Raw genomic sequence first — 12,497 nt, forward strand, 5'->3', positions numbered from 1 at the left:
CGGCGGCGGCCCGCTGCGCGTGGAAGGCGTGGGCATGTCGAGCATCCAGGGCGACGTGAAGTTCGCCGAGGCGCTCAACCGCATGGGCGTCAACGTCATGGCCGGCGCCAACTGGATCGAAGTGCGCGGCACCGAGCGCGACGACGGCCGCCTGCGCGGCATCGAGCTCGACTGCAACCACATCCCGGACGCCGCCATGACGCTGGCGGTGGCGGCGCTGTTCGCCGACGGCCCGACCACGCTGACCAACATCGCGAGCTGGCGGGTCAAGGAAACCGACCGCATCGCCGCGATGGCCACCGAGCTGCGCAAGCTCGGCGTGGAAGTGGAGGAGGGCGCGGACTACCTGAAGGTGACGCCGCCGTCGCAATGGCAGACGCCGGCCGCCGGCATCGACACCTACGACGACCACCGCATGGCGATGTGCTTCTCGCTGGCCGCGTTCGGCCCGCTGCCGGTGCGCATCAACGAGCCGGGTTGCGTGGCCAAGACCTTCCCAGATTATTTCGAGGTATTCGCCTCTGTGACGCGCTGATCACCGCGCGTGCCTGTGCGCGCCTGCCCCAGTAGCGGCCGGCGGCGTAATGCGCCACAGTAAGAGGATGCGCCGCGCGGCGCCGGCCGGCACTCTTGGCACTCTTGTTAGGAAGATTGATTTTTGTCCTGTTTCAATAAGCAATGACTATCGTCGACGTCATCACAATCGACGGGCCCACCGCCTCCGGCAAGGGCACCGTAGCGCACAAGGTGGCCGATGCGCTCAGCTTCCACTTGCTGGACAGCGGGGCCCTGTACCGCCTGGTGGCGCTCGCCAGCGAGCGGGCGGGCATCGACGCGCAGGATGTCGAGGGGCTTGCAAAACTGGCCACCCGCCTCGATGTCAAGTTCGGCCCGGACCGGGTCTGGCTCGGCGGCGAGGAGGTCAGCCTGGCCATCCGCGCCGAGGCCACCGGCAACCGCGCCTCCGCCATCGCCGTGCACCAGCCGGTGCGCGACGCGCTGACGGCGCTGCAGCGCGGTTTCCGCAAGCTGCCCGGGCTGGTCGCCGACGGGCGCGACATGGGCACCGTGATTTTCCCGGACGCCCGCCTGAAGGTGTTCCTGACCGCAAGTGTCGAGGCGCGCGCTCGCAGGCGCTATAAACAATTGATTGATAAGGGAATTTCTGCTAATATCGAAGACCTTTTGCGTGACCTCGAGTCGCGCGACCTGCGGGATCGCACCCGCACGGCCGCGCCGCTGCGTCCCGCAACGGATGCGCGGCTGCTCGACACCTCCGAGATGACGGTGGATCAGGCAGTGGCGCAGGTGCTGGAGTGGTACGCCGCGCAGGGTTGCTGACCCGCGCGCCCGGACCGCTGCGCGCCGAAGTGCCGGTGGCGCCCGCATGCGCGGAACCGCCGGTGTTGTTCAACCTGACCCCGCTGCCCAGGCAGACTGAGCGCGATCCTCGCGCCGGCCCGAGTACTGCGGATTGCTAAACAAGTTTATGTCCGACCTGCAAACTAACGAATCCTTTGCCGCACTGTTCGAGGAATCGATCGCCCGCTCCAATATGAAGGCTGGCGAAGTGATTTCCGCTGAAGTCGTGCGCATCGACCACAACTTCGTGGTCGTCAACGCCGGCCTCAAGTCCGAAGCCTTTGTGCCGGTGGAGGAGTTCCTGAACGACCAGGGCGAACTCGAAGTGCAGGCCGGCGACTACGTCTCCGTGGCCATCGACGCGCTCGAGAACGGCTATGGCGACACCATCCTGTCCCGCGACAAGGCCAAGCGCCTGGCATCGTGGCTGAACCTCGAGAAGGCGCTGGAAGACGGCGAGATCATCTCGGGCACGGTCACGGGCAAGGTCAAGGGCGGCCTGACCGTCATGGTCAACGGCATCCGCGCGTTCCTGCCGGGCTCGCTGGTCGACGTGCGTCCGATCAAGGACACCACGCCGTACGAAGGCAAGACCCTGGAATTCAAGGTCATCAAGCTGGATCGCAAGCGCAACAACGTGGTGCTGTCGCGCCGCGCCGTGGTCGAAGCGACCCTGGGCGAAGAGCGCCAGAAGCTGATGGAAACCCTGAAGGAAGGCGCCATCGTCAACGGTATCGTCAAGAACATCACCGACTACGGCGCGTTCGTGGACCTCGGCGGCATCGACGGCCTGCTGCACATCACCGATCTGGCATGGCGCCGTGTCCGCCACCCCAGCGAAGTGCTGTCGGTCGGCCAGGAAATCACCGCCAAGATCCTCAAGTTCGACCAGGAAAAGAATCGCGTCTCGCTGGGCGTGAAGCAGCTGGGCGAAGATCCGTGGGTCGGCATCTCGCGCCGCTACCCGCAAAGCACCCGCCTGTTCGGCAAGGTGACCAACCTGACCGACTACGGCGCGTTCGTCGAGATCGAAGCCGGCATCGAAGGCCTGGTGCACGTGTCGGAAATGGACTGGACCAACAAGAACGTGGCCCCGTCCAAGGTTGTCCAGCTCGGCGACGAAGTCGAAGTCATGGTGCTCGACATCGACGAAGACAAGCGTCGTATCAGCCTGGGCATGAAGCAGTGCAAGGCCAATCCGTGGGACGACTTCAGCCGCAACCACAAGAAGGGCGACAAGCTGGCCGGCCAGATCAAGTCGATCACCGACTTCGGCGTGTTCATCGGCCTGCCCGGCGGCATCGACGGCCTGGTGCACCTGTCGGACCTGTCCTGGCAGGAAACCGGCGAAGAAGCCGTGCGCAAGTACAAGAAGGGCGACGACGTGGAAGCCGTGGTCCTGGGCATCGACGTCGACAAGGAACGCATCTCGCTGGGCATCAAGCAGCTGTCGGGCGATCCGTTCAACAACTTCATCTCGGCCAACGACAAGGGTTCCCTGGTCAACGGCACCATCAAGACGGTGGATGCCAAGGGCGCCGTGGTGCAGCTGGCTGACGACGTGGAAGGCTACCTGCGCGCGTCCGAAATCTCGGCCGACCGCGTGGAAGATGCCCGCAACGTGCTGAAGGAAGGCGAGCAGATCACCGCCCTGGTGGTGAACGTCGACCGCAAGTCGCGCAACATCAACCTGTCGATCAAGGCCAAGGACAGCGCAGAGCAGCAGGAAGCGATGCAGAAGTTCCAGGCCGATACCGGCACCGCCGGCACGACCAACCTGGGCGCGCTGCTGAAGGCCAAGCTCGGCCAGGACAACCAGTAAGCATCGGTTCACTCCTGCCAGCGGATGCCCATGACCAAGTCCGAGCTTGTCGAAAAACTGGCTGCCCGGTTCCCGCAGTTGTTGCTGCGGGACGCGGACATCTCGGTCAAGACGATCCTCGATGCCATGTCCGAAGCGTTGGCCGATGGCCACCGCATCGAGATTCGCGGATTCGGCAGTTTTGGTCTGAACCGGCGTCCGCCGCGCGTGGGGCGCAACCCCAAGTCCGGCGAGAGGGTGCTGGTGCCCGAGAAACGGGTGCCGCACTTCAAGGCGGGCAAGGAGTTGCGCGAGCGGGTCGACCGCAGCCTGGTGACACAGGCCGCCGGTAACGGCGGCGGTGGCGCTGGTGCCATCGCCGGCGGCAACCATGTCGGCAATGGCAATGGCAGCAATGCCAGTGCCAATGGCAACGGCCACGGCGCGGTCCATGCGGCAACGGCGCACGGACAGCCCAAGCCGGCGGTCGCCGGCGGCGTGCTGCACGACGATGCCGGGCTGAAGCTGGCCCGTTCCTGAGTTGCTGCGATTCGCTCGCAATATGCCTGGATAGTCGAGAAAGCGCCCCGCATCGGGGCGCTTTTTCATTATGCGGGCATACAAGAGGTTACCGTTGGCGCGAGACGATTCCGCTACAATGCCGGAAATCCACAGAGGGGCGTCGCCGCCCGCTGGCCCGATGTCCGCATCGGCCTGCATTGCCGGAGCCCGATGCCTTACCTGCCGCCTGAAGTCCGCATGAAATCCTCCTGACGTCCGCATGAAACTTGTCGCCTGGATCATCCGCATTGTCCTGTTCGCGCTGCTGTTCGTGCTGGCGTTGCGCAATACCGCCGACGCCTCGCTGCGGCTGTTCTTCGACGCCGTCTGGCGCGCGCCGCTGATCCTGATCCTGCTGGCCGCCTTCGGGCTCGGCATCGTCGCCGCGCTGGCCGCGGTGGCGCCGGCGCTGATGCGCCAGCGCATCGAGATGGGCCGGCTGCGGCGCGCGCTCGGCGAGGCGCGCAGCCAGCCGCCGGAATCCCCGCGCGATCCGCAGGCCGCCGCGTCCGGCGTTCCCTACAACGTAGTCGGCCCGAAAGTCTGAGCCATGATTTTTGAAACCTGGTGGCTGCTTGCGCTGCCGCTCATCTTCGGCCTCGGCTGGATGGCCGCGCGCTTCGACGCGCGCCAGCTCCTGAGCGAGCAGGGCGCCTTGCCCCGCTCCTATTTCAAGGGGCTGAACTTCCTGCTCAACGAGCAGCCCGACCAGGCCATCGATGCCTTCATCGAAGTGGTGCGCCTGGACCCCGAGACCACCGAGCTCCACTTCGCGCTCGGCGCGCTGTTCCGCCGCCGCGGCGAGACCGAGCGCGCCATCCGCGTGCACCAGAACCTGGCCAGCCGCCAGGACCTGCCCGACGCCGAGCGCGAGCACGCGCTCTACGAGCTCGGCCAGGACTACCTGCGCGCCGGCCTGCTGGACCGCGCCGAGGAATCGCTGCGGCGGCTGATGTCCGGCCCCTACGCGGCGCCGGCCAAGCACGTGCTGCTCGAGCTCTACGAAGTCGAGAAGGAATGGAAGAAGGCCATCGACGCCGCGCGCGAGCTGCAGCCGCTCGAGCAGAAGGACTACAAGGTGCAGATCGCCCAGTTCTGCTGCGAGCTGGCGCAGGACGCTCTGCAGCGCAAGCAGCCCGACGAGGCGACCGGCTGGCTGCGCCAGGCCATCGAGGAAAATCCCGCGAACGTGCGCGCGCCGATGCTGCTCGGCGACGTGGCGATGGCCGCCGGCGACGTGGCCGGGGCGCTCGGCCACTGGTTCGGCATCGAGCAGCAGGATGCGTCCTACCTGCCGCTGGTGGCCGACCGCGTGGTCAAGGCCTACCGCCAGCTCGGCGACGAGGGCAAGGCCCTGGCATGGCTGCGCGGCCTGCTCAAGACCAGCCTGGCGCCCGAGCTGCTCGACAGCGCCTACCGCGCCGAGCTCGAGCTGCACGGCGCGCCGGCCGCCGCCACGCTGATGCGCGAGCAGTTGCGCCGCCAGCCTTCGCTGCTGGCGCTGACCAAGTATTTCGAGGCCCAGGCCGCCGAAGCGGCGCAGGCGCAGGAAGCGCCCGCCGATGTGGCCGCCAATATGCCCGCCAATATGCCCGCCGACGTGCCCGCCGGTGTTGCGGCGGTGGCGTCGCCGGCGGCCGGCCAGGACATCGCGCAGGCGCAGGAAGTCGCGGCGATCCGCGACCTGCTGCAGCATCGCACGCGCAACCTGGCCCGCTATACCTGCCGTGAATGCGGTTTCCGCGCGCGGTTGTTCTATTGGCAATGCCCCGGCTGCAACCGTTGGGAAACCTACGCGCCGCGCCGTTCGGAGGCACTCGGCTGACGCCCTGGCGTCGCACGCCAATCCCTATCTGGAGTACAAGCTATGAAAGTCACCGTTATCGGCAGCGGCTACGTCGGTCTAGTGACCGGGGCCTGCCTGGCCGAACTGGGCAACGACGTGTTCTGCCTGGATGTGGACGAGCGCAAGATCGCGCTGCTCAACGCCGGCGGCGTGCCGATCTACGAGCCGGGCCTCAAGGAACTGATCCTGCGCAATCGCGAGGCCGGCCGGCTGACCTTTTCCACCGACGTGGCGGCGAGCGTCGAGCACGCCGACGTGCAGTTCATCGCGGTCGGCACGCCGCCCGACGAGGACGGCTCGGCCGACCTGCAGTATGTGCTGGCGGCGGCGCGCAACATCGGCCGCCACATGACCGGCTTCAAGGTGGTGGTGGACAAGTCGACCGTGCCGGTCGGCACCGGCGACCGCGTCGCCCAGGCGATCCGCGCCGAGCTGGCCGCGCGCAGCCTGGAAGACCTGCAGTTCTCGGTGGTGTCCAACCCCGAGTTCCTCAAGGAAGGCGCCGCGGTGGAGGACTTCATGCGCCCCGACCGCATCGTGCTGGGCTGCGACGCCGACGTCGCGGGCCGCCACGCCAAGGCCATCATGCGCCAGCTCTACGCGCCGTTCAACCGCAACCACGAGCGCACCTTCTACATGGACGTGCGCTCGGCCGAGTTCACCAAGTACGCCGCCAACTCGATGCTGGCCACGCGCATCTCGTTCATGAACGAGCTGGCCAACCTGGCCGACGAGGTCGGCGCCGACATCGAGCTGGTGCGCATGGGCATCGGCTCCGATCCGCGCATCGGCTATAGTTTCCTCTATGCCGGCGCCGGCTACGGCGGCTCGTGCTTTCCCAAGGACGTGCAGGCGCTGATGCGCACCGCGAGCGCGCACGGCAAGCCCATGCGCGTGCTGGAGGCGGTCGAGGCCGTCAACGACGCGCAGAAGCAGGTGCTGGCCGACAAGATCGTGCGCCGCTTCGGCGAGGATCTCGCGGGGCGCACCTTCGCGGTGTGGGGCCTGGCGTTCAAGCCCAACACCGACGACATGCGCGAGGCGCCGTCGCGGGTGCTCGCGCGCGCGCTGGTGTCGCGCGGCGCCGCGCTGCGCGTGCACGACCCGATCTCGATGGCCGAGGCGCGCCGCGTGCTGGAGGAGGACCTCGCCGACATCGAGGGCGGCTTCGCGCGCGTGCATTTCAGCGACGCGCAGATGGACACGCTGGACGGCGCCGACGCGCTGGTCATCGTCACGGAATGGAAGGTCTTCCGCAGCCCCGACTTCAACCAGATCAAGCGCCGCCTGACGGCGCCCGTCATCTTCGACGGACGCAATCTGTACGAGCCCGAGGCCATGCAGGAAGCAGGCATCGAATATCATGCGATCGGGCGGCCGACCACGACGCGCTAACCGAGAAACCAACGGGAAGAACAAGCCGACGCGCTGGCTGACGGACCGGGCCGCGTTGCCAAGGATTCCATGAGCAAGAACCACATTCCGCTGCAACAGATCAATCAAGCCCGCATCCTGGTGACGGGCGACATGATGCTGGACCGCTACTGGTTCGGCGACGTGGAGCGCATCTCGCCGGAAGCGCCGGTGCCGGTCGTGCAGATCAAGCGCAGCGACGAGCGCCTCGGCGGCGCGGCCAACGTGGCGCGCAACGCGGCCGCGCTCGGCGCCAGCGTCGGCATGCTCGGCGTGGTCGGCGACGACGAGCCCGGCCGCACGCTCGAGACCCTGCTGGCGGCCAGCCACGTGCAGCCCTACCTGCATCGCGACGCGAGCGTCAACACCACCATCAAGCTGCGCGTGGTGGCGCACCAGCAGCAACTGCTGCGCGTGGACTTCGAGAACCCGCCCGCGCACGAGGTGCTGCTTTCCGTGCAGGAGCGCTTCCAGACCCTGGTCAAGGAATACAAGGTGCTGGTGCTGTCCGACTACGGCAAGGGCGGGCTGGCGCACGTGGGCCGCATGGTGGAAGCGGGCCGCGCGGCCGGCTGCCTGGTGCTGGTCGATCCCAAGGGCGACGACTACTCGCGCTATCGCGGCGCCACGCTGATCACGCCCAACCGCGCCGAGATGCGCCACGTGGTGGGGGCCTGGAAGACCGAGTCCGACCTCACCATCCGCGCCCAGAACCTGCGCCGCGAGCTGCACCTGGAAGCGCTGCTGCTGACGCGCTCGGAAGAGGGCATGACGCTCTACACCGAGGCCGAAGTGCTGCACGTGTCAGCGCAGGCGCGCGAGGTCTACGACGTCTCGGGCGCCGGCGACACCGTGATCGCCACGCTCGCCACCATGCTCGGCGCGGGCGTGCCGCTCAAGGAGGCCGTGCAGCACGCCAACCGCGCCGGCGGCATCGTGGTGGGCAAGCTCGGCACCGCCGTGGTCACCTATCCTGAACTGTTCGGTACGCCGGCGCAGGGCGCGGCACCGTCTTCCGGCTCGCACGAGTCCTCACGCACATGACCATCATCGTTACCGGCGCGGCCGGCTTCATCGGCAGCAACCTCGTCAAGGGCCTGAACGACCGCGGCGAGGACAATGTCGTCGCCGTCGACAACCTGACGCGCGCGGAGAAATTCCACAACCTGGTCGACTGCGACATCCGCGACTACGTCGACAAGACCGAATTCCTGGCCCGTTTCGCGCGCGGCGACTTCGGCAAGGTGCGCGCGGTGTTCCACGAGGGCGCCTGCTCCGACACGATGGAGCACGACGGCCGCTACATGATGGAGAACAACTACCGCTACACGCGCGCGCTGATGGAAGCCTGCCTGGAGCAGGGCGCGCAGTTCCTCTACGCCTCGTCGGCGGCCACCTACGGCGCCTCGCAGGTGTTCCGGGAAGACCGCGAGCACGAGCAGCCGCTCAACGTCTACGGCTACTCCAAGTTCCTGTTCGACCAGGTGGTGCGGCGCACGCTGCCGTCGGCGCTGTCGCAGATCGTGGGCTTCCGCTACTTCAACGTCTACGGCCCGCGCGAGGCGCACAAGGGGCGCATGGCCTCGGTGGCGTTCCACAACTTCAACCAGTTCCGCGCCGACGGCACGGTCAAGCTGTTCGGCGAATACGGCGGCTACGGCCCCGGCGGCCACACGCGCGATTTCGTCTCGGTCGAGGACGTGGTGAAGGTCAATCTGTTCTTCCTCGAGCATCCGGACAAGTCGGGCATCTTCAACCTCGGCACCGGCCACGCGCAGCCGTTCAACGACATCGCCAGCGCCGTGGTCAACACGCTGCGCGAAGCCGAGGACAAGCCGCGCCTGAGCCTGGACGAGCTGGTGCAGGAAGGGCTGGTGGAATACATCAAGTTCCCCGACGCGCTGCGCGGCAAGTACCAGTGCTACACGCAGTCCGACATGTCGCGCCTGCGCGCGGCCGGCTACAAGGATGCGTTCTACACGGTCGAGGAAGGCGTGTCGCGCTACTGCCGCTGGCTGCTGCAGCGCCGGGGCTGAGGCCGCGCACCGCGGCCCGTGGCCGGATCGACGCGGAACCTTCGATTGCCGCCGATCTGCTCCCCTCTCCCGCACGCGGGAGCGGGGAAAACGCAAGCGGCAAGCTGATCTTCCTGACAGCCTGGACGCGCGCTTCGGCGCGCGTTTTTCTTTTGGAGCCGCGCGCGGACACATCCTGGTAGCCGACGTGAACTTTGGTTGCAGGATGCGCCAGGCGCGCCGCGCGCTTCTATCCTCGGTCTTGCGGCGTCCGGTCAGGACGCGGCAACCTTCACAACGGACAGGAGAATCTCCAATGCGCAATCAGGCAATCAGGCAGTCGCTCATGCAATCGCTCGTGCAGTCACGCACGCGGTCGCTCATGCAATCGCTCAAGCAGTCGATTCCGCACTCGATCAGGCACTCGCTCGCGCAGTCGGTCAGGCTGGTGTCCAGGCATGCGGTGCTGGCGCTTGCGCTCTGCTTTTCGCTGGCGGGCGCGGCCCATGCCGCCGTCGACGTGAACACCGCCGACGAGGCCACGCTGGTGACGCTCAAGGGCATCGGCCCGGCCACGGCCAGCACCATCGTGGCCGAGCGCGCCAAGGGCGGGCCCTTCAGGGATGCGGCCGACCTCGCCGACCGCGTCAAGGGCCTGGGCCAGAAGTCGGTGGCACGGCTGCAGGAAGCCGGCATGACCATCGGCGCGGGCGCCGCGCCGAAGCCCGCTGCCGCGGCCGTGGCGAAGAAGGAGGCCAGGCCCGCGGAGAAGGCGCCGGCCAAGGCCCTCAAGTAACCCGCGCTCCCCGGAGCCGCGCCGCGTGCCATCGCGCAAGCCGTCGCGCATGCCATCGTGTATGCCATCGTGCGCGGCGCGCGGCGCACCGTCGAAGCCCCGGCCGCGTCCGGGGCTTCCCGCCGTCATGCACCACGATCGTGGCAAGGCCGCATGCCCGCGCCGGCATGCGCTGGTACGGCTTGTGCTAGTTCCGGTGGCTTCGCATGAATGCGGCCGCGCGGTATCATGCGCACGCCCGCGCGGACCGAGCCGGCCGCGCGGCCACGACAAACCAACCCAGGCCGGATCTCCAGGCCAAGGACAAGAAAGGGAGCTCGACGATGGCAAATGGTGAGGACGCGGGATTCCTGCCCAGGTGGCGGCTGAAGACACATGGCGTGATCGCGCCCGACGAGCGGCTGCCTGCCGGCCAGACCGTGCTGGCGGGCATCCAGCACGTGGTGGCGATGTTCGGCTCGACCGCCATCGCGCCGATCCTGATGGGCTTCAATCCCAATATCGCGATCCTGTTCTCCGGCATCGGCACGCTGATCTTCTTCCTGTGCGTGCGCGGCCGGGTGCCGAGCTACCTCGGCTCGAGCTTCGCCTTCATCGCGGTGGTGATCGCCGCCACCGGTTATGCCGGCAGCGGCCCGAACCCGAACATCCCGGTCGCGCTCGGCGGCATCATCGCCGCGGGCGCGCTCTACCTCGTCATCGGGCTGGTGGTGCAGGCGGTGGGCTACCGCTGGGTGGAGCGGCTGATGCCGCCGGTGGTCACGGGCGCCATCGTCGCGGCCATCGGCCTGAATCTCGCGCCGGTGGCGGTCAAGGCCGTGAGCGGCGCGGCGCTCGACACCTGGGTCGGCCTGGCCACGGTGCTGGCGGTGGGCCTGGTGGCGGTGCACGCGCCGGGCATGCTGCGCCGCCTGCCGGTGCTGGTCGGCGGGCTGTTCGGCTACCTGCTGTACTGCGTCTGCACCAACCTCATGGGGCTGGGCAAGGCCATCGACTTCTCCGGCGTGGCCGCGGCGAGCTGGTTCGGCCTGCCGGTGTTCACTTCGCCGGTGTTCCAGGCCAGCGCCATGCTGCTGATCGCGCCGGTGGCGATCGTGCTGGTGGCCGAGAACCTCGGGCACATCAAGGCCATCAGCGTGATGACCGGGCGCAATCTCGACCCGTACATCGGCCGCGCGTTCATCGGCGACGGCATCGCCACCATCATTTCGGCGGGCGGCGGCGGCACCGGCGTGACCACCTACGCCGAGAACATGGGCGTGATGGCGGTGACGCGGATCTACTCCACGCTGATCTTCGTGGTGGCCGCGGTGGTAGCGCTCATCCTGGGCTTCTCGCCCAAGTTCGGCGCGCTGATCCTGACCATCCCGGGGCCGGTGATCGGCGGCCTGACCATCGTCGTGTTCGGCCTGATCTCGGCCACCGCGGGGCGCATCTGGGTCGAGAACAAGGTGGACTTCTCCAGCTCGCGCAACCTCATCACGGTAGGCGCCACGCTGACCGTGGCCGCCGGCGACCTGACCCTCAAGCTCGGCGGCATGACGCTGGGCGGCATCGGCACCGCCACCTTCGGTGCCATCCTGCTGTACCACCTGCTGGGCGAGCGCAAGGGCGGCGAGGCCGAGGCCTGACGCTTGCTGTCCCGCCGGCGTTGCCATGAGGCGGGCTGTCGCAGCCGCGGCGGCCCGGCGCGCCTGCCGGCGCGAGTATTACGGCTGGATTACAATGTCCGCCGACATTCGGAATCCCGCTCATCATGGCCTACAAGACGATCGAAGACACCATCGGCAATACGCCGCTGGTGCAACTGCAGCGCATCCCCGGCGCCGCCGGCGCCCCGCGCGGCAACGTAATTCTCGGCAAGCTCGAGGGCAACAACCCGGCGGGCTCGGTCAAGGACCGGCCGGCGGTGTCGATGATCGCCCGCGCCGAGGCGCGCGGCCGCATCAAGCCGGGCGACACGCTGATCGAGGCCACCTCGGGCAACACCGGCATCGCGCTGGCGATGGCCGCCGCCATCCGCGGCTACAAGATGGTGCTGATCATGCCCGAGGACCTGAGCATGGAGCGCCGCCAGAGCATGGCCGCGTATGGCGCCGAGATCATCCTCACGCCGGTCAAGGGCGGCATGGAGTACGCGCGCGACCTCGCCGACTCGATGGAGCGCGACGGCCGCGGCGTGATCCTCGACCAGTTCGCCAACCCGGACAACCCGCTGGCCCACTACGAGACCACCGGCCCCGAGATCTGGCGCGAGACCGAAGGGCGTATCACTCACTTCGTCTCGGCGATGGGCACCACCGGCACCATCACCGGCGTGTCGCGCTACCTCAAGGAGCAGAGCGCCGCGGTGCAGGTGGTCGGCGCGCAGCCGGCCGAAGGCTCGCGCATTCCCGGCATCCGCAAGTGGCCGGAGGCGTACATGCCGAAGATCTACGATCCCAAGTACATCGACCGCACCGAACTGGTCAGCCAGGGCGACGCCGAGCACATGGCGCGCCGCATGGCGCGCGAGGAAGGCATCTTCTGCGGCATCTCCGCCGCCGGCGCGCTGTGCGTGGCGCTGCGCATCGCCGAGGAAGTGGAGAACGCCACCATCGTCTTCGTGGTGTGCGACCGCGGCGACCGCTATCTGTCCACCGGGGTGTTCCCGGCCTGAGGCCCGCGCCACAGGCATCGCGCGCATCGCACACATCGCGCACA

At 67.9% G+C, this 12,497-nt stretch carries 11 protein-coding genes and 1 pseudogene; all 12 read left to right on the plus strand.

Annotated elements, in window-relative coordinates; all coding sequences use genetic code 11:
• Window positions 1-535 (plus strand): annotated as a pseudogene (locus tag K206_RS0103290) (3-phosphoshikimate 1-carboxyvinyltransferase); the annotation flags it as partial.
• Window positions 536-678: 143 nt separating this feature from the next.
• Window positions 679-1,341, plus strand: a complete 663-nt coding sequence (gene cmk, locus K206_RS0103295; RefSeq protein WP_020200983.1) for a (d)CMP kinase — start codon at window positions 679-681, stop codon at window positions 1,339-1,341.
• Window positions 1,342-1,489: 148 nt separating this feature from the next.
• On the plus strand, window positions 1,490-3,184 hold the full coding sequence (gene rpsA, locus K206_RS0103300) for a 30S ribosomal protein S1 (protein WP_020200984.1): 1,695 nt from the start codon (window positions 1,490-1,492) through the stop codon (window positions 3,182-3,184).
• 30 nt (window positions 3,185-3,214) lie between these two features.
• Window positions 3,215-3,703: an integration host factor subunit beta gene (locus tag K206_RS0103305; protein WP_043365284.1), complete on the plus strand. Its 489-nt coding sequence runs from the start codon at window positions 3,215-3,217 to the stop codon at window positions 3,701-3,703.
• A 241-nt stretch (window positions 3,704-3,944) separates the two neighbouring features.
• Complete coding sequence (locus K206_RS0103310; protein ID WP_020200986.1) at window positions 3,945-4,271, plus strand: lipopolysaccharide assembly protein LapA domain-containing protein; 327 nt, start codon at window positions 3,945-3,947, stop codon at window positions 4,269-4,271.
• Between the two features lie 3 nt (window positions 4,272-4,274).
• Complete coding sequence (gene lapB, locus K206_RS0103315; protein WP_020200987.1) at window positions 4,275-5,549, plus strand: lipopolysaccharide assembly protein LapB; 1,275 nt, start codon at window positions 4,275-4,277, stop codon at window positions 5,547-5,549.
• Window positions 5,550-5,591: 42 nt separating this feature from the next.
• The gene (locus K206_RS0103320; protein ID WP_020200988.1) at window positions 5,592-6,965 is read left to right on the plus strand and encodes a UDP-glucose/GDP-mannose dehydrogenase family protein; all 1,374 of its coding nucleotides are present in this window, start codon (window positions 5,592-5,594) and stop codon (window positions 6,963-6,965) included.
• A 69-nt stretch (window positions 6,966-7,034) separates the two neighbouring features.
• Window positions 7,035-8,027 (plus strand): D-glycero-beta-D-manno-heptose-7-phosphate kinase, encoded by a 993-nt coding sequence (rfaE1, locus tag K206_RS37410; RefSeq protein ID WP_020200989.1) that lies wholly within the window; start codon window positions 7,035-7,037, stop codon window positions 8,025-8,027.
• Window positions 8,024-9,019 carry an ADP-glyceromanno-heptose 6-epimerase gene (gene rfaD, locus K206_RS0103330; protein WP_020200990.1) on the plus strand — a complete coding sequence of 332 codons (996 nt, stop codon included), beginning with the start codon at window positions 8,024-8,026 and terminating at the stop codon, window positions 9,017-9,019. The genes rfaE1 and rfaD overlap by 4 nt, the downstream gene beginning before the upstream one ends.
• 361 nt (window positions 9,020-9,380) lie before the next feature.
• Window positions 9,381-9,794 (plus strand): helix-hairpin-helix domain-containing protein, encoded by a 414-nt coding sequence (locus tag K206_RS37415; protein ID WP_155887933.1) that lies wholly within the window; start codon window positions 9,381-9,383, stop codon window positions 9,792-9,794.
• 323 nt (window positions 9,795-10,117) lie between these two features.
• Window positions 10,118-11,425, plus strand: coding sequence for a solute carrier family 23 protein (locus tag K206_RS0103340; protein ID WP_029043183.1), 1,308 nt, complete (start codon window positions 10,118-10,120; stop codon window positions 11,423-11,425).
• Window positions 11,426-11,550: 125 nt separating this feature from the next.
• On the plus strand, window positions 11,551-12,453 hold the full coding sequence (gene cysM, locus K206_RS0103345; protein ID WP_020200993.1) for a cysteine synthase CysM: 903 nt from the start codon (window positions 11,551-11,553) through the stop codon (window positions 12,451-12,453).
• Window positions 12,454-12,497 lie beyond the last annotated feature (44 nt).

Source organism: Cupriavidus sp. WS (assembly GCF_000395345.1).
Lineage (GTDB): Bacteria > Pseudomonadota > Gammaproteobacteria > Burkholderiales > Burkholderiaceae > Cupriavidus > Cupriavidus basilensis_B.

What these genes read in the sequence shown, in the direction of transcription:
- K206_RS37415 (WP_155887933.1), top strand. Translation starts at nt 9,381, where the DNA reads ATGCAATCGCTCAAGCAGTCGATTCCGCACTCGATCAGGCACTCGCTC.
- rpsA (WP_020200984.1), top strand. Translation starts at nt 1,490, where the DNA reads ATGTCCGACCTGCAAACTAACGAATCCTTTGCCGCACTGTTCGAGGAA.
- rfaE1 (WP_020200989.1), top strand. Translation starts at nt 7,035, where the DNA reads ATGAGCAAGAACCACATTCCGCTGCAACAGATCAATCAAGCCCGCATC.
- K206_RS0103320 (WP_020200988.1), top strand. Translation starts at nt 5,592, where the DNA reads ATGAAAGTCACCGTTATCGGCAGCGGCTACGTCGGTCTAGTGACCGGG.
- K206_RS0103310 (WP_020200986.1), top strand. Translation starts at nt 3,945, where the DNA reads ATGAAACTTGTCGCCTGGATCATCCGCATTGTCCTGTTCGCGCTGCTG.
- cmk (WP_020200983.1), top strand. Translation starts at nt 679, where the DNA reads ATGACTATCGTCGACGTCATCACAATCGACGGGCCCACCGCCTCCGGC.
- lapB (WP_020200987.1), top strand. Translation starts at nt 4,275, where the DNA reads ATGATTTTTGAAACCTGGTGGCTGCTTGCGCTGCCGCTCATCTTCGGC.
- cysM (WP_020200993.1), top strand. Translation starts at nt 11,551, where the DNA reads ATGGCCTACAAGACGATCGAAGACACCATCGGCAATACGCCGCTGGTG.
- rfaD (WP_020200990.1), top strand. Translation starts at nt 8,024, where the DNA reads ATGACCATCATCGTTACCGGCGCGGCCGGCTTCATCGGCAGCAACCTC.
- K206_RS0103305 (WP_043365284.1), top strand. Translation starts at nt 3,215, where the DNA reads ATGACCAAGTCCGAGCTTGTCGAAAAACTGGCTGCCCGGTTCCCGCAG.
- K206_RS0103340 (WP_029043183.1), top strand. Translation starts at nt 10,118, where the DNA reads ATGGCAAATGGTGAGGACGCGGGATTCCTGCCCAGGTGGCGGCTGAAG.